Source organism: Njordella aestuarii (assembly GCF_056494165.1).
In genome coordinates this window covers 757,944-780,012 of the sequence record NZ_CM151397.1, presented here as the reverse complement: position 1 = coordinate 780,012, position 22,069 = coordinate 757,944, and the positions used below count along the sequence as shown (strand labels likewise).

At 51.7% G+C, this 22,069-nt stretch carries 16 protein-coding genes; 1 reads left to right on the top strand and 15 read right to left on the bottom strand.

Translation table 11 applies throughout. The features are described from left to right. Window position 1 precedes the first annotated feature (1 nt). The 12 genes from SH451x_RS03040 to SH451x_RS02985 all read right to left on the bottom strand — a co-directional run bounded on the left by SH451x_RS03040 (window position 2) and on the right by SH451x_RS02985 (window position 15,734). Complete coding sequence (locus tag SH451x_RS03040; RefSeq protein WP_479360889.1) at window positions 2–1,090, bottom strand: cytochrome c oxidase subunit II; 1,089 nt, start codon at window positions 1,088–1,090, stop codon at window positions 2–4. A gap of 138 nt (window positions 1,091–1,228) precedes the next feature. Then, window positions 1,229–2,086: an SCO family protein gene (locus SH451x_RS03035; protein WP_479360888.1), complete on the bottom strand. Its 858-nt coding sequence runs from the start codon at window positions 2,084–2,086 to the stop codon at window positions 1,229–1,231. A gap of 55 nt (window positions 2,087–2,141) precedes the next feature. Beyond that, window positions 2,142–2,480, bottom strand: coding sequence for a hypothetical protein (locus tag SH451x_RS03030; protein WP_479360887.1), 339 nt, complete (start codon window positions 2,478–2,480; stop codon window positions 2,142–2,144). A 32-nt stretch (window positions 2,481–2,512) separates the two neighbouring features. Beyond that, on the bottom strand, window positions 2,513–3,745 hold the full coding sequence (locus SH451x_RS03025; RefSeq protein WP_479360886.1) for a quinol:cytochrome C oxidoreductase: 1,233 nt from the start codon (window positions 3,743–3,745) through the stop codon (window positions 2,513–2,515). Window positions 3,746–3,772: 27 nt separating this feature from the next. Next, window positions 3,773–5,311 (bottom strand): quinol:electron acceptor oxidoreductase subunit ActD, encoded by a 1,539-nt coding sequence (locus SH451x_RS03020; protein ID WP_479360885.1) that lies wholly within the window; start codon window positions 5,309–5,311, stop codon window positions 3,773–3,775. 76 nt (window positions 5,312–5,387) lie between these two features. Then, on the bottom strand, window positions 5,388–6,854 hold the full coding sequence (nrfD, locus tag SH451x_RS03015) for an NrfD/PsrC family molybdoenzyme membrane anchor subunit (protein WP_479360884.1): 1,467 nt from the start codon (window positions 6,852–6,854) through the stop codon (window positions 5,388–5,390). A 60-nt stretch (window positions 6,855–6,914) separates the two neighbouring features. After that, entirely contained in the window at window positions 6,915–10,382 is a 3,468-nt protein-coding gene (locus SH451x_RS03010) for a TAT-variant-translocated molybdopterin oxidoreductase (protein WP_479360883.1), read from the bottom strand. Beyond that, window positions 10,379–11,116: a cytochrome c3 family protein gene (locus SH451x_RS03005; protein WP_479360882.1), complete on the bottom strand. Its 738-nt coding sequence runs from the start codon at window positions 11,114–11,116 to the stop codon at window positions 10,379–10,381. Before SH451x_RS03005 ends, SH451x_RS03010 begins: the two co-directional genes overlap by 4 nt. Window positions 11,117–11,504: 388 nt before the next feature. Continuing rightward, entirely contained in the window at window positions 11,505–11,990 is a 486-nt protein-coding gene (locus SH451x_RS03000; RefSeq protein ID WP_479360881.1) for a peptidylprolyl isomerase, read from the bottom strand. An 81-nt stretch (window positions 11,991–12,071) separates the two neighbouring features. Further along, window positions 12,072–12,707: a peptidylprolyl isomerase gene (locus SH451x_RS02995; RefSeq protein ID WP_479360879.1), complete on the bottom strand. Its 636-nt coding sequence runs from the start codon at window positions 12,705–12,707 to the stop codon at window positions 12,072–12,074. 189 nt (window positions 12,708–12,896) lie between these two features. Continuing rightward, a complete protein-coding gene (gene uvrA, locus SH451x_RS02990; RefSeq protein ID WP_479360878.1) occupies window positions 12,897–15,482 on the bottom strand; it encodes an excinuclease ABC subunit UvrA in 2,586 nt (861 codons plus the stop codon). 105 nt (window positions 15,483–15,587) lie between these two features. After that, window positions 15,588–15,734 (bottom strand): hypothetical protein, encoded by a 147-nt coding sequence (locus tag SH451x_RS02985; RefSeq protein WP_479360877.1) that lies wholly within the window; start codon window positions 15,732–15,734, stop codon window positions 15,588–15,590. A 170-nt stretch (window positions 15,735–15,904) separates the two neighbouring features. On the opposite strand from SH451x_RS02985, the gene SH451x_RS02980 reads away from it, so the two are divergent. Next, on the top strand, window positions 15,905–17,485 hold the full coding sequence (locus SH451x_RS02980; protein ID WP_479360876.1) for a hypothetical protein: 1,581 nt from the start codon (window positions 15,905–15,907) through the stop codon (window positions 17,483–17,485). 26 nt (window positions 17,486–17,511) lie between these two features. Here the strand turns inward: SH451x_RS02980 and SH451x_RS02975 are convergent, their stop codons facing one another. The 3 genes from SH451x_RS02975 to SH451x_RS02965 all read right to left on the bottom strand — a co-directional run bounded on the left by SH451x_RS02975 (window position 17,512) and on the right by SH451x_RS02965 (window position 21,983). Beyond that, window positions 17,512–20,667, bottom strand: a complete 3,156-nt coding sequence (locus SH451x_RS02975) for a DUF7133 domain-containing protein (protein WP_479360875.1) — start codon at window positions 20,665–20,667, stop codon at window positions 17,512–17,514. Between the two features lie 107 nt (window positions 20,668–20,774). Continuing rightward, complete coding sequence (locus SH451x_RS02970; RefSeq protein WP_479360873.1) at window positions 20,775–20,957, bottom strand: type II toxin-antitoxin system antitoxin; 183 nt, start codon at window positions 20,955–20,957, stop codon at window positions 20,775–20,777. A 63-nt stretch (window positions 20,958–21,020) separates the two neighbouring features. Further along, complete coding sequence (locus SH451x_RS02965; RefSeq protein ID WP_479360872.1) at window positions 21,021–21,983, bottom strand: SPFH domain-containing protein; 963 nt, start codon at window positions 21,981–21,983, stop codon at window positions 21,021–21,023. Window positions 21,984–22,069: the final 86 nt, after the last annotated feature.

The following is a 22,069-nucleotide window of genomic DNA, read 5'->3' as shown; positions in this document are numbered from 1 at the left end:
TCTATTCGGCCAATGTCTTCATAAATGCGATTAGCTTGTCGATTTCAGAATCTTTGAGCTGACCTCGATACGAGTTCATCTTGACGCTCTCGAACCCCAGATGAATCTTTGATTGAGGATCTAGAATTGATTCGCGAACGTAGTTTTCGTCGTACTTAACACTGAGTCCACCGGTAAGCGGGACATCTTTGCCCCAGGCACCTTGCCAAGTCGGACCTGTGTTCTTGGACCCGTCAATGCTGTGGCATGCCTTGCATCCCTTGCGTTCGTAGAGCCACTGGCCGTGTTCCGCTGCTCCCGTCGGTGGCTGAGCCGCCTCAGCCAACCACGCTTGGTAATCTTCTTCGCTATGCACAATGACGCGAACATTCATCATGCTGTGCTTTTGCCCGCAGTATTCCGTACAGAACAAGTGATAGAATCGCTCACCCTTTTCAGTGAAGCCCAGCCCAACGTAGTCCCATGGAATATCTTTCGGCTCGACGTTCTTTTCAGCCGCCGCAGCCGCCCGCGCATCGACTGCCGCTTGCAGCTCCTCTGGCGTTACTTTGTCACACACCCGCGTTGGTTGAAACCACATGTAGGTGTAACGACCGGGAACAATGTCTTGCTTGACGCGAAATACCGGAATAAAAAGACTGTGAATTACATCTTCGGACCGCATCGTCAGACGGACAGGGCGGTCAACCGGCAAGTGAAGCTCTTCGGCTGTGACCGCACCGTTGGGGTATTCGAACTGCCAGGACCATTGGCGGGCCGTGACCGATACATCCTCGGTGTCGACCGGAGCCTTCATCATGTCGAGGTAACCGACGACTCCTTGAGCAAACATCCAGACGACCATAAACGTCGGCAGGACGGTCCAAGTAATTTCCAATGCGTTGTTATGCAACGCTTCTGGTGAACCTTCGTAGCCTGGGCGTTTGCGGAACGCGATAGAAAACCAGATTACTGCGACGACGATTCCCACGAAGAAAAACATCGAAATCCAGAACAGGACGTAGAAGAACCAATCAACTTCACCTGCGAAAGTAGATGCTTGCTCTGGAAAAAAGTAGTCGCCGCCGCGAGTCGCTGCCAAAATATTCATGTCCAACCTGTCCAAGACAGCTGAATTCGAAAGTAAATTTAAACTAAATCGTGTCACAACTCACTGTGAGCCTGTCACACTGAATTCCATCCGTACAAACCGCCGCCCGAAATCATTTTATCGAGCTCGTCAAACTAGCTATGATGCGTCGCCCGGAACGCTTTCGCCTTCAGACCTAGACGCGGGTGGTTTTCCCCTGCGGTTAAGCCAAAACGGAACAGACGCGGCGAGCACAATTGCGACAAAAAATCCACCACCGATCGACATTAAACGCCGTGCACTGGTCACATAACGATTGTCGGTCTCATCGAAGTGGTAACACCATAGCAGAAGTTGCTCACCGATACTCCCCAATTTACCCTCGGATGTTTCCACCAGCGCGAGACGCAATGTCGCACCACTGAGTGCCAAGTCATACAAATAGCGGGTTATGATTCCAGTCGGTGAGATTCCGATGGCTACCGCAGCATGGTTATACTGACCACTTTCTGCATCGTACGTGTAGCGAAATCCAGTTCGATCACAAACCTTCTTTATCTGAGAAGGCGATCCACGCAGAAAGTACCAACCATCTTTCGAGTGCCGTTCGTCCAACAAGCCGGCATACCGGTCCTTCGTTGAGGCTAACCGCTCATTCGTTTCACTTGGGTCTATGCTGATTGAAACAAGCCGAAAATCTTTGCCGAGCGTCATTCCCTCTAGCTCATTGATCGTCTTCGTCAGATTGCCTAACTGGCTGACACAAAGCCCCGGGCAATTGCTGTAGTTGAGCGTCACGAAAACAGGCAACGTACCATCGAAAATATTTTTCAGCGGAACAGGTTCGCCCAACTCGTTAAGGAACGTCAAGTCCGTCGGAAACTGGCCTCCGATGTGGGGATCGATACCGATTCCTTGTGCATTCTTCGGCACGCCGTACTGCACTTGCGCAAGGACGCTTGAGCAGTTAAACGCTGCAAAAACGACCATCAAAGTTAGCAAACAAAAACGTTGCATCGCAGTTCGAAATCGATTCGTTGATCCAACCAGGAACAAAATAGTATTATGGATTCTAAGTTCCAGCTCCAACCATCTCAGCAAGGATTACTTCCTGTGCCCTCTCGATGGGAATGTGAAGCTTCTTTTCGGCAGTTTCAGTGGGGGCTGGTTGGCCTTCTTCTTGCTCAACTTGCGGCACCACCCATTTGTAACCGCTAAGGCTACTGCGTTGTTCACGAATTGAATTGACGCTTGACCTATATTCGAAATTTGCAAGCGCTCGTTCTTCTGCTTGATTCGTCCAGAAGTACGTCAAAGCCTGTGTCGCCTGAATGACAACGAACAGAAAAACACAGGAAATAATTGCCGCGTATGCGACCATCGGTGCATTAATATCGTCGTATCGTGCCATGATTTTCTTACTGTCTCGAAATGCAGAGTGAACTATAGAATCGGATTGGCATAGGACAACGCTTCGTGCAGTCGCGGGTCCCCCTTAGCGATCAACGGTATATGGTTAGCCCGCATAATTGCGATGCCCAAGAATATGCACATCATTCCGACGCCACCCACCGCGTGGGCGATCAACATGGGAGCGTTCAGTACGCTTGCATTTGGCATTACCAAGTAAGCCATATCCATCCAGTGGACCACCAAGCACCAAATCGCACCGATCATCAACCCCGTTCGATTGCGTCGAACGTGTCGGCTGAGCATAAACAAGAACGGAATTGCAAAATGCACCGCAATCAGACCAAGGCTGTAAACGTCCCAGCCATATTCCCAACGAACGCGATACCAGTTCGTTTCTTCTGGAATATTCCCGTACCAGTACAACAACAGTTGCGAGAACGCGATGTACGACCAGAACATGATGAAACCGAACAGGAATTTAGCCATATCATGATAATGTTCAATCGTGACAGTCTTCTTGACTTTGCCAGCGGCTTGCAACATCAGGTAGCCTAGAATCATCAACGCAAACATGCCAAACATGCTGGCGGCAAAATAATACACACCGAAAATCGTGCTGTACCAATCTGCGTCCAAGCTCATCACCCAGTCGAATGATGCGAACGAGACCGTCAATGCAAAGAGCATGATAAATGGCCCCGACCACTTTTGGCGGACGAGGGTTGAATCGATGTCCTTCGTCGTATCCTGACGCACAGACATGCGGAAATACCAAACGGTGATTACCGTCCAGACAACGATATAGAATATTGATCGAACCAGGAAAAACCACGCATTCAAGTAATCGGTCTTCTTAGCGACCAAGCCGTGCACGTCAGCTCCATTCCATTCGTAAAGTGCTGCGCCGTTTGATAAAAACAACGTCAATGCAATGGGAATGAATAACAGTGAGACCCAGGGAATTGTAACGGAAAGGATCTCAGCCATACGTCGAATCGACGCGCTCCAGCCAGCTCGTGTCAAAAATGAGACAAGCGTCAGAAACATCCCGCCAATCCCGAAACTCAGGATATACATAAAATTGGCTAAGTAAGAATGACAAAACAGCGAGAAAACGCTGCTGCCTTCTTTCACTGGCGCCATCGCGAACAGCGGCCAACTTGCTACAACCAAACCGACACCCACAAGGGCCATCGGAATGCTTAGCGTCTGCCATTTTGCAGGCAGCAGGTAGTCTTCAGGTTTTGCTTCAGTAATTTCCATGGAATTCAAATTCACGCTGTCTAAATTCTATTCTGGCCCTTCGATCGATCCACGTTGCTCTTTTGGAACATCGTCAATCTTCGCATTCTTAGATCGTTGCAAAGCTTTAACATACAACACGATAGCCCAACGCTCATCTGGCGAGAGAACCGGACCGTAGCTGCCCATTTTGCCTTTGCCGTTTGCAATCGTGTAATAGGTCTCTCCGACCGGTTGCGCGGCAACTCGTGCATCGTGCAGTGAAGTTGGTGGCAGCCAATAGCCTTGTGCCAGCGCGGCCGCTCGCTGGGCAACTAGGCCATCGCCATCGCCTGCAAATCCATGGCACGCGGAGCAGTATGTTTCATATTTCAGTTTACCCAGCGCCATTCGCTCGTCAGTCGCTTCGAACGGAAGCTTCTTCAGGAATGGCAACGCTGGCTGCGCCGCAGGTGGAACTGCGCCTCCGACTTCGGGAGCCGCAACGGAGTCTGTGGCAGGCGTAGCTTCCGCAGCAGACTCAGACTCGGTCGCGCTGGCTGCTTCCGGTTCCACTGCGGCAACGTCCGAATCATCATTAGCAACTACGGTCGACTCATCCTGAGTTGCTTCAACCGATGCTGCCGGAGCCTCGGTTGCAGCCTCGGACGTCGCTACCGATTCATCCTCATTTGCATCGACTTGATCCTGCAAAGCGACAAACTTCTGTTCGCCTTTGCCCAGAACTGCAAGTTGTTCGGGATCATACCCAAGAATGTAGGGATCCACTTCAAGCAATTGCCCACGAGCAACTGTTCCTAACACTTGAGGTCTACTAGCTCGACCATCTTCGAAAATCGCTGACTTCGACTGAGCCTTTAGCGAAGGCTGAAAGTCCATGTCGAAAAATACGTGGTACCGTGGTTCTTCAGACCGACCAGCCCTAATATTCAACAACATCGCAACGGGGACCAAGGCCACACAGACCAGCAAGACCACGCCAAGCCAAACAGCTTGAGGAATCGCAGTTGGTGTATTGTCGTCAACTACTTCATCCAAGCTGTCGGGAGACGAGCTTGACAATAATTCCTTAACCGAGTCGCGGTTGAAGTACTTGTCTTTAGAGCTGACGAACAAGAAAAATCGATCGTCGGTCGCTCGGTCAAATTTCGGATTATTAAAAACAGGATTGCTGAATCGGAATAATCCGTTCAACGCCAACATGCCGATTACTGTGCTGAATGCACTGAATAGAATGGTCAGCTCGAATCCAACCGGTACGTACGCCGGAAGCGAAATAAAAGGCTTACCAGATATGATGTAGGGATAGTCATACGCATTCATCCATATTTCCATGGTGAACGCAGTAATGGTCCCAGTCAGACCGCAGGCCAATACGATCCACGGCAGAACCGTTGGCTTGATTCCCAACGCTTCATCAATTCCATGGACAGGAAACGGAGTATAAGCATCCGTTTTCGTGTAGCCTGCATCGCGAACCTTCCGCGCTGCTTTCAGCATCACTTCTTCGTCTGCGAACTCCGCCATCCAGCCGTGAAATTTCGGCGGTTGTGGAGCGGCTTTTTTGTGGGGAGCGTGATCTGCCATCGATACTAGGATCAAAATTGAGAACTACGGGATTGGATGCTTCGACTAACTTCGGCTAGTCGATTCTTGTGTCAACTCAGTAAGGAACATGCGCCCCAGGTCCATGGCCCGAATCTTCGTGAGACTCACCATGACCATGACCATGTCCATGCTTTTGGATCGCCAAAATACCTTTGACTTCTGAAATCGCGATCGTCGGTAGGAACCTGCAGAACAACAAGAACAGCGTCATGAACAAACCGAAACTACCAAAGAACATCAAACCATCGAACATCGTTGGGCTAAAGTACCCCCACGAACTTGGCAAGAAGTCTCGGCTCAAACTAGTTACAGTAATAACGAAACGTTCGAACCACATACCGATATTCACGAAGATCGAAACCGTCCACATCATCCATGGAGTCGTCCGGAACTTCTTGAACCAGAACAATTGCGGCGAGATTACGTTGCAACTAACCATGATCCAATACGCCCACCAATAGGGGCCGAACGCACGGTTGATGAACGCAAACTGCTCGTAATCATTAAACGAATACCACGCAATGAAGAACTCCGTCGCATAAGCAAGTCCCACCAGCGAACCGGTCGCCAGGATGATCTTGTTCATGTTCTCGAGATGACGAAGCGTGATCAAATTCTCGAGCTTGTAAATCTTTCGCAGCGGAACCAGCAAAGTCACAACCATCCCGAAACCGCTGAAGATTGCTCCCGCAACGAAGTATGGCGGGAAAATCGTCGTATGCCATCCAGGCAACTGACTGACCGCAAAGTCAAAACTAACAACGGTGTGAACCGAGAGAACCAGCGGCGTCGCCAATGCAGCAAGCAACGTATAAGCTTTTTCATAACGCAACCAATGTCGCGAGGACCCGGTCCAACCAAAGCACAGAACGCCATAGATTAGACGTCGGAATTTTGTCGTACTGCGGTCGCGGTACGTGGCCAAATCGGGAATCATACCCATGTACCAGAATACTAACGAAACCGATGCGTACGTGCCCACCGCGAAAACGTCCCATAACAAAGGGCTGCGGAACTGAGGCCACATCCATAAGTTGAGCGAAGGGTAGGGGGTTAGCCAAAAGGCTAGCCAAGCGCGGCCGACGTGAATACCAGGAAAAATACCAGCGCACACGACAGCGAAAATTGTCATTGCTTCCGCAGCACGGTTGATACTGGTTCGCCAGTTCTGACGGAACAGAAACAAAATCGCAGAGATAAGCGTCCCTGCGTGACCGATACCGACCCAGAATACGAAGTTAACAATAGGCCACGCCCAGAAAACTGGGGACATGTTACCCCAGATACCGACGCCCGTATAAATCAGATAGCCGATCAACGAAAAGAACATGATCGCTGTCAGCAACGAAAACCCAAACAGCACATACCAAATCGGCGGCTGCGGCCTCTCGGCCACTTGGCAAACCATCTGAGTCAAGCTGCCGTAAGTCTGATTGCCGGTGACCAGGGGCGCACGCGTACCCGGCATTTCGACCGTATTGTCGATTTCGCGGGGATTGAACGAGGTCGCTATCGAAGCCATGGATTTTTGTCTTGGAGGTTACGTTGATCTACTTAAAAAAGGTCCAATGCAAGCAATACGTTACTCTGCATGTGCCGCTGCTGACGATGATTCTGCATGGTCAGCACTCGTGTGTTCTTCTGTATGCGAAGCAGCATGCTCCGCATCGCCGTGCCCTTCAGCACCATGGCCATCTCCGCCGTGACCGTGATCACCATGCGTCTCGCGAGCTGGCGGATTCAACTGCACAGCCGTCATTAAGCGATCGGGCACGTTTCTCACTCGAGCCAAATACTGTGTTCGAGGCTTGACATTCAACTCTTCAAGCACCGCGTAGCAACGTGGATCGTTGTGATTGGCGTACACTCGGCTGGTCTTGTCATTCAAGTCACCGAACACGATGGCTTGAGTCGGGCAAGCTTCCTGGCAAGCCGTGCGGACATCGCCGTCATGAATCGTACCGTCTCCGGTGTTCCTCGCCGCGATCTTCCCATTCTGAACCCGCTGCACACAGTAGGTACACTTTTCCATAACCCCGCGACCGCGAACAGTCACTTCGGGATTAAGAACCAGCGATTGCAACTTGGTGTTGACCGTCTCACGCTTGTCTTGCCAACCGTAGAAATAGCCATACTTCTGGTTGTAATTGAAGTAGTTAAAACGGCGAACTTTGTATGGACAGTTGTTAGCACAATATCGAGTCCCTACACAACGATTGTATGCCATCGCATTGATACCGTCGTCCGTATGAACCGTTGCTGCCACCGGGCAGACTTGCTCACAGGGAGCGGTCTCGCAATGCACGCACGCCATTGGCTGCGTTACAATTCGCGGGTCCACCGGATTAGTAAAATCCCCTTGCTCCTTCGTAGCAAGCTGATCCGACGTGAAATAGCGATCAATCCGCAACCAGTGCATTTCACGGCCGCGAGAAACTTGTTCTTTACCTACGATCGGAATATTGTTTTCCGCTTGGCAAGCAATCACACACGCACTGCAACCGGTGCACTTATTGAGATCAATCGACATTCCCCACGCGTAGACTTTGGAAACGTCCGGCTCTTCCCACAACGATTCGGCCGGATGGTGCAGCTCGATGTGCGCAAACTGCTGATCTTTTTCGAAAGCCGACAGCGTACCTTCGCGCACCAAGGTCAGCGCACGCTTAGGAATTTCGCTCATCCCTAGCTGATCGGAAATCGCGAAGTGATCCTGAGTTGTCGCCAGCTTGTATGGCACACTGGTCGAGGCAGCTTCGACTCCGGTCAAAATGAATGCTTGGTTCCAACGTCGAAGACTCTGCACTGAATGGCCGACATCAAACGATCCCTCGATGCCTCCCACCGTACCAGCACGACTCCGACCATAGCCCAACGCAATACAAATAGTGCCTTCGGCCTGCCCCGGAACTATGAACACAGGCACCTTCGCAGAAGCTTCGCCTTGTCGGATCACTAACACATCTGCAGAAGTGCGATCTTGCTTGAGTCCAAGCTTGCGGGCAGTCGCCACGCTCATGGTAGCAGCGTTGTCCCAAGTCAACTTAGTGATTGGGTGAGGACACTCTTGAAGCCAACCGTTATTGGCCAGTCGGCCGTCATACACGGTAGCAGATGGCAGAACGACAACTTCTAAATTCGTTAGGTCGACATTGTTTGGATCACTAACTAAAACGCTAGGCAAAGCAGATCCAGCAACGGGCGGTTCGCCACTCTCGTCATCAAGCTTGTAAGGAACGCCCAAGGCCTGCTCAGCGGTGGTCGCAATCTGCGCGGACGATGGCTGCGCCTCACTACCCTTCAAGAAGCCGTCATGCAGCGCCTCCTGCCACAGCCGGTCACTGAACGAACCACCAACCAACCCCTTAGCCGTTTCTTTTACGACATCCTGAGGATCCAACTCGTCTAAACCCGCAAGAATCGACACAAGCTCAATCGCCGAGCGAGCACCCGTTACAGGCGAGACCAGCGGCTGACAAACTCCGTAAGTCCCATCCGCACTACGAACATCCGACCAGCTCTCAAGCGGATGCGCCAGAGGAGCCGACCACGTCGCGTAAACGGACGTCTCGTCATCATAATCAGCGGCGTAAACAACAGTTTCGATCGCTTTAAGGGCAGCAACCAAATCAACGTCACCCGCCACGGAATAAACGGGATTTGGAGCGAAAACCCACGCTTGCTTGAATGCCCCATTCCGGGCCAAATCAACGAACTCATTAAGTTTTATCGTCGCAACATCAGCAAGCTCATTCTTCACATCGAGCAACATCACCGTCTTGCCGATATTGCCAAGCTTCGCATTCAATCGCGTCGCAATGAGATGAGCAGCCGGATCCTGCTGATAACCAACCGCGATCGCACTAGCCCCCTTATTGGCCAGCAAATCTGTGGCGATAACTTCGATCACCCGCTCCAGCTTTTCAGCTGGAGACAACTCATTGTATGGCTTCTCACCGGTCGCCGCCATGAAAGGCGTGCCGGCATCAATAGCTGCCTCCAAACGCGTCAAAAACGCAACCATTTGAGACGACTGCAGGGCATAACGAAAGTCTGAAGCCGAACCAGTAACACTATACTGCGACTCGACACAATACAGACGATTCATTCCGTCGCCACCCGGCGCTCGATTCTTAGCAAACTGCCTAGCGCTAGCCACAGCCTCAGGTTCACCGCCGAACAAATCTGCATCGATCGAGACGATTACCTTCGCGCTATCAAAGCGATAATGCAAGGAAGCATTCTGACCACCTGCCGCCTCGACACCCTTGACGCTATTGCGACGATAAATCGAATCATAGCGAACCAAAGTGGCCTTCGGATACTTGCTCGCGACCGCAGCCAAAAGCCGATTAAACGACGGACTTTGACTCGACTCAAAAACCAGCGCCAACCCTTCGCCTTGGGATTGAGCAATAGCCGCACTATTCTCGACAGCAAATCGATCAAACGCCGACCAGTCCATCAACGCAGACTCCGGCGTCTCCGACTTCGCCTTAACCGCCGACACTGTCGACATTTCGCTGACAGGCAAACTTCGATCAGCGCGATTCAACACAGCGCCGATTCGGTCCGGATCGTAAAGCGATAAAACAGCAGCCTGAGTGTAAATATCAGAGCCCGCCTGAGCGAACTTCTCATCCTTCCCGTCAGCAAAACCGGAACCCTGCGACATCGCATACATCGGATGCTTGGAATTCCCATCAAGCTTGATAGGGCGACCGTTCAACGAGCGCGCAACCGCATTGACGACGCGCCCAGCCCACTCAAAGTTTGTCGCGAAAATCTGAGGCACACCAGGTACACGACCATCTGGCGGCACCACAAAACCAGCAAACTCTTGCTTGTGGTAACGACAACCCGAAGCCCCAGCGAATGCGATGGAAGCACCCATCAGCTGAACCCATCGCCGACGCGAAACCCCTTCCGGGAATTCCGATGCCGCGACAGGAAACTCTCGCTCGAGTAATTCGTCAACCGCAGGCGAACCTTCTAATTGGTCGATACTGCGAAAAAACTGCTTATTGGATGGTAAGACAGGCAAGCTCATCGATGGCACGTAGCGCAATGGTCCGAGGGATGGATATTCTTTTGCTCCTTGAGAAACTCCCCAAGAGCAGCTTGGTCGTTAGCAAATTTGCCTAACACAGGATCAGCTGGATCAATATCCGCGGCCGTCCAATCTAACTTGGTCACATACTCAACAGGGCGTAGATTTGGCTCTGGATTTCGATGGCAGTCAATACACCAAGCCATCGATTGGTTCTCAGCCTGGTAAACCACTTCCATTTTATCGACGCGACCGTGACAACTTACGCAACTCACGCCACGATTGACGTGCGCCGAATGATTGAAAAAGACGAAATCAGGAAGCCTATGTATACGAACCCACTCGACCGATTCGCCCGTACGCCAACTATCATGAATTGGCTTGAGAGACTTGTACGCAGGATGTGTTGCCGAGTGAACCGCAGAGAGAACTGGAGCCCCATCTGGCGACATAGGCGAGTGGCAATTGATGCAGACCTTAGTCGCCGGCACAGTCGAGTGCGCCCACTTATCAACACTCACGTGACAATAACGACAATCCATCTTCAGCTCGCCAGCGTGCAGCTTGTGACTGAACGGAACCGGCTGATTTGGCTGATACCCTGTGTTCAAGGTATCAGGACTGGTACCGAGCATAAATAAAGGCCCGGCATACAATAGGCCTCCGCCGAGGATCAAAAGCCCTAGAAGAGCCATGAACTTATTGACCCAGCGTGGGAAGATAAACCGCTGCATTGTCAAAATTACCGCACCAAATCAGTTTCAAGTAAACGCCCGTCGGGGGCACCATAAGCAAAGACGACCTGCAAGTTGTCGCAAAGGATAGCAGAACTGCGTTCCGCAATAAAGCCGCCTTTGAGACACATGCCGCTACAACAATGTCGCAGGCAATGAGGCCGCGAGCAAAACTGAAATAATCCGAACTGCAATCCCGACCCATCGGCGACTCAGTTGAAAACCACTCCGAAGACCAAAGGCCTTCCTTTTGCTCGCTGCCTAGATTCCTCTCCATCCGCCAACCACTGTCGAGTTCGCCTAGATAGCAGATCGACAGTATGGGCGTCTTGGTCGATTACGCACAATATGGGATCCCACTCTCGCGACATTTAGTCGCAGAACAGACCTACAGAACGACCGACTCTATAACGATCGGCTCGACGGGCACATCACCATGACCTGCTTTCGTCCCGGTCTTAACCTTTTCGATCTTATCAACAACATCCTTACCATCGATAACCTTGCCGAATACGGCATAGCCTACACCATCGCGAGACTGGTCCTTGTCGAGGAAATTATTGTCGCTGGTGTTGATAAAGAACTGGCTCGTGGCGCTGTCTGGCACCGAAGTGCGAGCCATTGCTAGCGTATACTTTTCATTCTTCAGCCCGTTGGAAGACTCATTCTTAATCGGCGCGCGGGTCTTCTTTTGTTTCATATCTGGCGTCATACCACCGCCCTGAACCATGAAACCATCGATAACGCGGTGAAAGATCGTCCCATCAAAATAGCCTTCCTTGGCATACTGCTCAAAATTCTGAACCGAGACCGGAGCATTTTCGCTGTCAAGTTCGATAGTAATGTCGCCTAAGCTGGTCTTAATAACCGCCATGAGTTTTTGGTTTCCTTGGTAGATAATTTAAAAAATTTGGAAAGGGGGAGAACTGGCCTCGCATACGAATGCAGGACCAGACTAAGGCTTGCTCTCGAGTTCTGGCTTGTCAATAACTTTGACTTCTTCGATGATAAGCGGTCGCAGCGGAAAAGATCTCTCGCCGTTCTTCATAGTTACCGGGCTGGCAGCAATCGCATCCACGGTCTTTTCACCGGCGATTACTTTGCCAAAAACCGCGTAGCCGTAGCCATCAGGATTGGGCCGATTGAGCCCAGTATTGTTTTTTGTGTTGATGAAAAATTGCGATGTTGCCGAATCAGGATCCGATGTTCGGGCCATGGCAATCGTGTACTTGTCGTTCTTGAGACCATTGCCAGCCTCATTCTTGATCGGAGCATTCGTTTTCTTTTCGCGGGTCATATCCCCTTTATCAAAGCCACCGCCCTGAATCATAAAATCCTGAATAACGCGATGAAAAACGGTGTCGTTGAAATGCCCGGCTTCGACATACTTCACGAAATTCTCTACCGTGACTGGCGCGCGTTCGGCATTCAGTTCCAAGGTGATGTCACCTAGCGAAGTCTGTATTATCACGTAGACATTCTCTCGTTTAGCTGGCTCGTCGGCCTGTCCCAAAACATTTGGTGAGAAGCATAAACAAACGACTACAGCGGCAAAAACGTTCAATATGCTGTTACATCTAAAAATACTCATAGCAACCTCAATTGTATGCTCATCGCCTCATGGCTTACCCGATTCTGAGAACCAAAAAACCTGATCCCCGAAGTCGCAAGATTCTACCGCATAGCGATTCTATATCCCAGACCATTCAAGTGAGCGAATGCGCGGAATCAACTATTTGAATCGAGCCGCTTGTTATATTGCAATCGATATTCACGACGATCACCGATTCAATTGTTCACGTAGGTGGGGGGCCGTAAGGCTCGTGCGGTGCTCGGCAACAGTCGCTGGTGCTCCGCTTACAACGATTTGACCACCCTCACTTCCGCCCCCCGGCCCAAGATCGATCACCCAGTCGGCCACCTTCGCAACATCCATTTGATGCTCGACGACAATGACGGAATTCCCACGATCAACCAAGCTCTGCAGTACATTGATAACGCGTCCGACGTCATCGATGTGCAAGCCCGTCGTCGGCTCATCCAATATGTAAAGCGTTCTCCCGGTAGACGGCCTGGCAAGCTCGCTCGCCAACTTGACCCGCTGCGATTCGCCACCGGAGAGCGTTGTCGAAGGCTGTCCAAGTTTGACATAGCCAAGCCCCACTTGCTCGAGCGGCCTGAGCAGTCGAATCAGCTTGTCAAAATTCTCAAAGAATGCCAGCGACTCGGATATGCTCATGTCCAACACGTCAGCCACGTTCTTGTGACGATATCGAACTGAAAGAGTCGGCCGATTAAATCGGCGGCCATTGCAAATCGGACAACAAACAAAAACATCCGCAAGAAAATTCATCTCCAGCTTCTGCTCTCCTTGCCCCTGACAATTTTCGCACCGCCCTGCGCCCGAGTTAAAACTAAACCGAGAAGCAGTAAAGCCTCGTGCTTTGGCGTCTCGTGTGCTTGCGAAAACTTTGCGAACTTCATCCCATAGCCCGCAATATGTCGCCGGAGTGCTGCGAGCAGTGCGGCCGATTGGCGACTGATCGATCGCAATAAGCTTGTCCAAGTGTTCGATGCCCGAAATCGCACCATTGAATTTCACTCGACTCTGACCACTTGCTATGCCGCTCTGCACAGCAGGCTGCAACGTGTCATTGATCAGCGAGCTTTTACCGCTGCCGCTAGGTCCTGTTATACAAACAAATACACCTAGAGGTATCTCAAGACTGACATTCTGAAGGTTATGTAGCGAAGCGTCCTTGATCTTCAACGCCTGACGCCAGTCGATTTGCCGATAGTTAGCGGGCAATGGTATTCGCTGGCGATTGGATAAATAGGCCCCCGTGAGTGATTGCTCCGAACTGCTGACTTCGTCGGGCGTCCCCTGAGCCACAATTTGCCCGCCATGCTCCCCGGCCCCTGGCCCCATATCGATCAACAGATCGGCCGCGCGCATCATGGCTTCGTCATGTTCGACGACAATAACGGTGTTTCCAATCTGTTGCAGCGACCTAATCGCACTGATCAGTCGTTCGTTGTCGGAAGGGTGCAAGCCAATGGAGGGCTCATCCAATACATAGCAAACTCCGATCAGTCCGGATCCGATACTCGTGGCCAACCGAACGCGCTGCAGCTCCCCACCGCTCAACGTGTCCGCAGATCTTGAAAGCGTCAGATAGCTTACTCCAACACGATTCAAAAAATCGATACGGTTACGAATTTCGCGTACGATCGGCCCCGCGATTTCTCGCTTTTCCTTGGTAAACGACAAACTATTGACCCACTCCACGAGTTTCGGCAAACTGAGATCGCTGACTTCGGCAATCGATAATCCTAACAATCTTACGGCAAGCGACTCGGGGCGTAATCGTTTGCCATCGCAAGTTGTGCAAACCTCACGCAGCAACGTCTGTTCGTCGCTGCCTTCTTCAACTTTCTCGCGTCCAGTCCCGTCGCAGGCAGGGCACGCACCGTAAGGGCTGTTGAAGCTGAATATACGAGGTTCGACTTCGGCATAACTGATTCCACACTGCGGGCAGGAGTATTTTGTGGATAGCGTTTTCTCTTGCCAAGCACTTGGGTCGGACGCACGCGAGACTTCGTCAGCACCAAGAATCGAAACTGAAACGAGACCGTCAGCCAGGCGCAAAGCCAGCTGGATAGCGTCGTCGATTCGGCTCAGGCTGTCTGGCTTGATGGCGATCCGGTCGACGATCGCTTCGATTGAGTGGTTCTGCCGCACAGCCAAGTCGGGGGCCGCATCGATTTCGTAAGTTTCGCCGTCGATTCGAGCCCGCAACAAACCAGCTCGCCGGATCTCAGCCAGCACGTCCAAGTGCTTACCTCGCCGCCCGCGAACCATCGGGGCCATGACCACCAGCCGCGATCCTGCCGGCAGTGACTTGAGTGACGCAACGATCGAGTCGGCCGACTGCTGTTCGATCGGCGTGCCGCACTGATAACAATGGACAGTTCCGAGCCTTGCCATTAGCAGCCGCAAATAATCGTAGACTTCGGTGACCGTGCCCACGGTGCTGCGAGGATTGACGCTACTTTGCTTTTGATCAATGCATAAGGTCGGTTGCAAGCCCGAAATTGCATCCACGTCGGGCCTTTGCAACTGGTTAAAAAAGCGACGGGCGTAGGCTGACAAGCTATCGATATACTGCCGCTGGCCTTCCGCAAAAATCGTGTCGAACGCCAATGAGCTCTTTCCGCTGCCACTTACCCCAGTAATGACCGTCAACGTGCCACGCGGGATATCAAGATTCACCGATTTTAAGTTGTGCGTACGAGCTCCTCGGACGGAGATCGAATCCAGGTTGAATCGGTCAAGATGAACCAACTTTTTCGTCTTTAACGTCATTTTTGTAGCACCAACTCTGCTTGCGGAGCCAGTTATTTCTTGGGAGCGAGTTTGAAATTCTGAGGGCAGGGGCCACAGCTTGGCCCGTTGACGCTCACGTTTAGGTTACGGGGCAAGCAAGATTTCGTCGCCCACTGGATGGCCGCGGTTAGGCAGGATCTTCAAGGTTTGCCGAAAAATCCATACTCCGACCGTGCCGAAGACGGGGAGAATCCACATAAATGGCTCGACAGCGGGGGCGGCTTTCCCCATAATGATCGATAGTGCTTGTTCTGTCGAAATAGCCGGCTAGGCAATTTTCTTGTCCTCCCGATTGCAATTTTATCTTAGGGTCCATCGTCATGCGCTTTCGCCCCATCTACTACGCGTTTTTCTTATCCTCGTTAGTTTCAGTTGGGTGTTCGAAGAAAGAAGCACCTGTCGTGGCGAAAGTGGAACCGACGCCGACATCCAACACAACGACCTCAGAAAGTGCCCCATCCGCTCCTTCATCCACGTACGGGGAAAGCAGCTCTAGCAGTAGCAGTGGTTATGGCGGAGCCAGCGGAGGCTACGGGGGCGCAAGCGGCGGTTACGGCGGTGCAAGCACCAGCCCAAGCAGCGGCTATGGCGGTAGCAACAGCAGCTACGGCGAAGGCTACGGCGGCTCTTCCAGTAGCTATGGAAGCAGTTACGGTCAGTCAGGCTATGGTAGCAGCCAAGAAGGTTCCAGCAGCTATGGCAGCGGTTATGGCAGTTCCTATGGCGGCTCACAAGAAGCCAAAGTAGCAGAACCTCTAACCATGATGGAAGCGGCCGAGAAAGCTTTTGAGCAAGGCGATGAAAGACTGGCTGCGCGCTTTGCTAAGGCCGCAGCTCTGTCGGGAGCCGAAGATAGCTCCAAGATACTTGATGCCACGCGCTGGGCCACTGCAGCGCAGCAGCCCGACCTCTTCACTCAGATCGCCGTCGCAATCGATGTCGATGCACCTGAGAAAATAACAGAATACAATCCGATTTACTATTCCAGCAGCAGCGGCGACTCGAACAGCGGTGGCTCCGCTTACGGGTCGTCCTATGGTGGAGGCAGTAGCTATGGCAGCTCTTACGGTGGTGGCACATCCAACCAAGCAAAAAAATCGACGGCGAAGGAAGTGAACTACGCCACAGACGCTTCGAAGAACTTCCACACCGACGTAGAAAAAGCAGCAGGCTTGATGGCAACTGAACTGCTTACATATATGACCGAACAGCATGCGGCTGGAGCTTGGCTGCCTTTGTTTGCGGAAAAAGAAGTCGAAGTGAAAGCTCCGACACAAAGTAGTGGCGGCGGCGGTGGATATGGCGGCGGGTACGGCTCTTCCTACGGCAGCAGCTATGGCTCCGGCTATGGTGGAGGTTATGGCGGTGGCGAGCAAAAGGTGGTTCCCAACGAAGACGATCCTTTACAGAAGAAGTTAGGCGAAAAAGACGAAAACCGAATCGCGGCTGGCTTACATTACCTTGGGTCGGGCAAGACCGTCGAGATGATCAAGAAAGCAAAGGAAGAAAAGTATCCTGTCTTGATCGTCTTTGAAGTGACCGTCAAACCGAATTTGCGCATCAACTATACGATGAACGAATGCCGCGCGAAAGTGATAAACGTGGCGACGGGCAAAGCCATCATCATGTCCAAGAAACTTGATAATCGAGCCGTTGCTAAATCAATGGCAGACGGAAAAACGGAAGTAGTAAAAGACGCGATGGCAGTTGTCTTCGAAAAACTAAAGCTGGCCGCTCTAACCGATTTGCCTGAAGGACTCACCGCTGAAGTCATCAAGTCGAAACGCTGGCCGACGTTAGTCGACGACGCAAGCCGCGATAAGCTCGATAGCTTGTATGAGTTACTTCTTTACAAGCAGAAAGGTTTGCTCACAGACGCCGACTACCAAACTGGCTGCGAGAAGATTCTGGGAGAATCGGGCAATCAACTCGCCACGGGTGGCGCAGAAGAGAAGGCTGCCGTATTGGTCGATCTCATCTAGTCCGTTTCGATTTTGGAACCTTAGCTTTATTTCGCCGATTCTAAGAACGCGAGCAGATCGGCTAACTCCTTGAGGGTTAGCTGATCTGCCAGTCCCGATGGCATGATCGAAATATCGCTGGGCTGTTGCTCCTCGATGTCTACCATGCGGATCGTAACAGATTTGTCAGCACTGATCTGCAGCTCGATTCGTGTCGGATCACCCTGATTCTTAACCAAGCCATTAAAAACTTGACCATCCGTTGTTAAGATCTTCGTAGAGCGATAACTCTGTTCCAACCGAGCGTTTGGAAACAGAATCGCTTCCAATAGCGCATTGCGAGTACGAGTCGAGCCGATTCGAGTCAACTCCGGGCCGATCTCGCCGCCAACGTAGCCAATTTTGTGGCAAGAGCTGCAAAGCGCCTTGCTGCTGCGAAACAGCTGAAACCCCGCAGCAATATCACCGTCAGGCAAATTTGCCAACGCGGATATGACAGATGACTCCACACTTTCCGGCGACTTTGACAAGAGCGTCAGACGCTCTTGCGCAAGCGCCTGCAGTGAAGCGCTGCGAGTGCGGTAAAGATTTGTAAGCTGCGAAGCGGATATGGTTTTCGCGGCAGGCACATTGCCGAGCATCCCAAGCAGCTTGACATCCAGCGAGTCATCGCCGAGCCGATTAATCGCGTCGATGTAAGCAAAAACATCTTGCGCGGAAGTCTGCAAAATACTGTCCATCAAGAGCAAAGCACCTTGTGGGCTCAGTTGGATACGCCCTAACGCGATTTTGGCCTTTTGAACGAGCATCTGATCTTCCGATTGAAGACATTCCATGATCGTTTGCTCGAGTGACCTTTGAATTGGTGCTCCTTCAGTCGGCAACGCGGCGAGTATTTGGATACTTTCACTGCGAGACTCCGTCTCCGAAGCAAGCCGGAGTAAAGCCTGACGCAGCTCCTCTGCGTTCTCAATGGAAAAGTCTTCCAACGTTTTGCAGATCTCGAGCTGCATCGTCCGATCGGAGCGATCAAGCCAAGCAACAAGAGAATCGGTCCACTCGGTTGGCAACGAATCATGCGAGTATAGATCTAAAGCCTTGAGTAACGATCGCTGCTGCTCGATAGGCAATTTGGCCGCTCGGGTCAATCTGTCACCCAACACGTCTTGGACAACCTCCGTTTCTCGCCAGCCCGCTACCAATTTAAGAGCTAGAGATGAAGCGTGTGCTTCGTCTGCTGGGCGGTCAAACATCGCAACCAACGACTCGCGATAGCTTTCGGCCAGCTCAGGCTGCTGCGAAAGAATTCTCGCTGCTGATTCTTGAATGCGACTGTCTGTCGCGCTAAGCATGTCTAGCATATGCGTCACAGGTAGCATGTCATATGCCTGGAGCTGTGACATCGCTACAGTTGCTGCGTGACGCTGGTTGATTGACCGTTCGCGTGAAAGATAGGGCTGTAACGCGTGTGTGTCGCCCAATTCAATCAAGGCGTAAATAGCAGAATGCTCGAGCGTGCGGTCGACAGTGTCATCTGCCAATAGCTCCATCAAGCCTGCTACCGATTTCGGATTGCCCAGGCGACCAACGGCTTCTGCGGCGGCACGCCGAATCGCAGGTGATTGATGAGACAACATGCACTCTACCTGTGGTAGCGCCGGAGCAAAACGCTGCACCGAGATCGCATGGCAAGCAGCTTGGAGCAAGGATTCATTCTCGGTCACCATCGCGGTAGCAATCGCCTGAAGCGATGCCGGCGAATCCAGTGCACAAAGAGTCCATAAGGCTTGCAATCGCTCACGAACTGGCGCCCCTTCGTCCTGCAATCGTTCACTTAACAATTCAATCGATGCAGCGAGTTCTCCCTCAGATCGTTCGCGCAGTTCGAAAGTCGCTTGACGAGCAATCCATGGCCGCGGGTCATAAGTTAGCTGCACAAGATCTTCAAGCTCCTGCTCGGACCAATTCACGATGCGCGATGATTGACTGCGAGGTGTTTTAGTATTGGTCGTGCTCGACAAACGATATATTCCACCTGAAGCTGTCGTTTGATCGATTTTCGAAGTAGGACAACACAGGTCATACCACCCGCCCGTATCGACAATCAAAAGACTTCCATCGGCATCTTCTAGAATATCGGTCGGATGGAAATCGATCCGATCCGCTACCACCATATCAACATCCGCAGTCGTATAAGTGCTCCCGTTGGGCATCAGGATATGTGCAGAAACTTTTTGAAGATTGAATAGCGCTGCGGCCAGAACACGTGAACCACTCGCCGTTTTGCCAAGCAATTCGTTGTTTTCAAGCATCGCTAGGCCGCTGGGAGCGGCCGGGCCAAGCTCGGTCATAATCGGCATCAGAGAGCCGGTCTGGACGTGCGTATAAATCGGCGCATGCTCTTTGCCATATAGTCCACCGTAAATGGCGTGAGCAATTCCGTCTCGTAACCCGTTGCCAGGATGGTGAAGAAATGTGCTCGTGAAAAAACGCTCTCCCTCAGGCGTAATCGCTACTTCGACTGGATTGTCCATCCCGCCTGACATAACGGGCTCAATTGCACCGCCGCCGGCCTTGCGGCGAAAAATATGTGCCGCCTCGGAAGTGAGTGTTCGGCCATCTATAAGCTCATGGCTCTGTTTACCAAACGCACCTTTGCACCAGTAAATCCAGCCATCGCGTCCTAGGTATGGACCGTGCAAATCATTAGCACAAAAGGTAATCGTCTGGCCATCAAACCAGACACTTTCGTCTTCGTAAATTCCGTCTTGATCGCGATCTGTTAGCTCTAAAATGTGAGGTGGCGAGCATGCTAACAAGCGATCGCCCAAGCATAGTACTCCTTCGGTAAAAGGTAGCTTGTCAGCTACAACCGTTCGCTGATCGAACACTCCGTCTTGGTCCAAGTCTGCCAAACGTACGATGCGATGTAGTCTTCGTGCGTTGTGTTCTTCAATCGGCGAGCTAACTCCACCGGACTCCACAACAAGCAGATTGCCTTGTGTATCCCAGTCAGCGACTACAGGCCATTTTACAAGTGGTTCCGATGCGACTTTAGCTAGTTTGGTATTTTCGGGGATCTTGAAAGCCAGGTTTTCAATCTTAGTGACTTGCTGGGCAAGGGCATGCGGAGATAACCAAATCGCGCCAACTACCGTGCACGTTGCCGCGGCAACCGCTATAGATCCTCGGAAAACTCTCATGGGAAAAGCCCTCAAGACAACTAGGTACTGAAGATCGATATTATCGAACATCGTAGTCGTCTACGCCAGATCACAAACGAAAAGTGTTCTCAAGCAATGGCACTTTGTCAGGATGATTCAGGCTTTTGCTCGTCGGTTTTCGCAGGAAGCCGCCCCGCTTCCTTTAGTGCCTTGTTCAGCAAATATTCAATCTGAGCATTGACGCTCCGCAGTTCATCGTCGGACCACTTGCGCACTGCATCCAGCACGCGAGGGTCGATTCTTAGAAGGAAGCTGTCTCTTTTGGCCATTGGAAAATCAACCTGCTCAATACCAGCAGTTACACAAAATTTGCTGGCGGATGAATCGAAATCTTAATACAGTGAGCCTGCATTGACGACAGGTTGAGTATGACGATCACTACATAATACGACTAGCAAGTTCGATACCATTGCAGCGCGGCGCTCGTCGTCCAGTTCGACAATCTTTCGCTCGGACAAATGATCCAATGCCATTTGGACCATCCCAACGGCACCTTCAACAATCTTGGCCCGTGCTGCAACAACAGCATGCGCCTGCTGACGCTGCAACATCGCAGCCGCAATCTCAGGCGAGTAAGCCAGATGCGAAAGCCGAGCTTCTACAACATCGACTCCCGCTTTATCGAGCCTTTCCTGAATGTCATGCCTTAATTCACTACTAATCTCTGTGGCACTGCCGCGAAGACTGACCTCGTGATCTTCGCTGTCGTAAGGATGGCGGGACGCCAAGGATCGAAGAGCCGCTTCGCTTTGCACCGCAACATAGTGTTCGTAGTCGTCAACTTCAAAGAGCGCCTCGGCGGTGTTCACGACCTTCCAAACTACGACCGCGGAGATGTCGATTGGGTTGCCGTCGCGATCGTTGACTTTCGAAGGCCGCCCGCTGGACCGAGTCTTTGGATGCGTCACCTTCCCGTGCTGGTCTCGCTCTTCTTTTGTTTCAGTAGATCCGGTCTCAAAGTTCCTAACTCGCAAAGAAATCTTGGTCTTGGTGTAAAAGGGATTAACCCAAAAGAACCCAGACGCCCGCACGCTTCCGATGTAACTTCCAAACAACAATAGCACTCGTGCTTCGTTCGGCGGGACAGCGATCAAACCGCACAGACCGATAATGGCTGAAATCAGAATCGCAAAACTAAGTACCACGAACCCCAACACCTCCATTCCACGAATCAGCCCTCCGTCGGCACGGATCATCGTGTTGACAAATAGTGCGACCGCCAACGGCATTGCGACCAGAAATACAAAAAGTGGCAGCCACCCAGAATATGGAACGAACGCTTTTTCTTGACTCATGTTTTGCCTCTCGAACAGTAAAAGCCCCAGAACAGATATCGATATGATATCACTTTGATATGCGAAAGTCCACATTGAATCTGAAG

Bases quoted from the DNA above. Each gene is read 5' to 3' on its own strand.
- SH451x_RS03030 (WP_479360887.1), bottom strand. From the start codon at position 2,480: ATGGCACGATACGACGATATTAATGCACCGATGGTCGCATACGCGGCA.
- SH451x_RS02970 (WP_479360873.1), bottom strand. From the start codon at position 20,957: ATGGCCAAAAGAGACAGCTTCCTTCTAAGAATCGACCCTCGCGTGCTG.
- SH451x_RS02965 (WP_479360872.1), bottom strand. From the start codon at position 21,983: ATGAGTCAAGAAAAAGCGTTCGTTCCATATTCTGGGTGGCTGCCACTT.
- SH451x_RS03005 (WP_479360882.1), bottom strand. From the start codon at position 11,116: ATGCAGCGGTTTATCTTCCCACGCTGGGTCAATAAGTTCATGGCTCTT.
- nrfD (WP_479360884.1), bottom strand. From the start codon at position 6,854: ATGGCTTCGATAGCGACCTCGTTCAATCCCCGCGAAATCGACAATACG.
- SH451x_RS02995 (WP_479360879.1), bottom strand. From the start codon at position 12,707: ATGAGTATTTTTAGATGTAACAGCATATTGAACGTTTTTGCCGCTGTA.
- SH451x_RS03025 (WP_479360886.1), bottom strand. From the start codon at position 3,745: ATGGAAATTACTGAAGCAAAACCTGAAGACTACCTGCTGCCTGCAAAA.
- SH451x_RS02975 (WP_479360875.1), bottom strand. From the start codon at position 20,667: ATGAGAGTTTTCCGAGGATCTATAGCGGTTGCCGCGGCAACGTGCACG.
- SH451x_RS03035 (WP_479360888.1), bottom strand. From the start codon at position 2,086: ATGCAACGTTTTTGTTTGCTAACTTTGATGGTCGTTTTTGCAGCGTTT.
- uvrA (WP_479360878.1), bottom strand. From the start codon at position 15,482: ATGACGTTAAAGACGAAAAAGTTGGTTCATCTTGACCGATTCAACCTG.
- SH451x_RS03010 (WP_479360883.1), bottom strand. From the start codon at position 10,382: ATGAGCTTGCCTGTCTTACCATCCAATAAGCAGTTTTTTCGCAGTATC.
- SH451x_RS03020 (WP_479360885.1), bottom strand. From the start codon at position 5,311: ATGGCAGATCACGCTCCCCACAAAAAAGCCGCTCCACAACCGCCGAAA.
- SH451x_RS03000 (WP_479360881.1), bottom strand. From the start codon at position 11,990: ATGGCGGTTATTAAGACCAGCTTAGGCGACATTACTATCGAACTTGAC.
- SH451x_RS03040 (WP_479360889.1), bottom strand. From the start codon at position 1,090: ATGAATATTTTGGCAGCGACTCGCGGCGGCGACTACTTTTTTCCAGAG.
- SH451x_RS02985 (WP_479360877.1), bottom strand. From the start codon at position 15,734: ATGGGGAAAGCCGCCCCCGCTGTCGAGCCATTTATGTGGATTCTCCCC.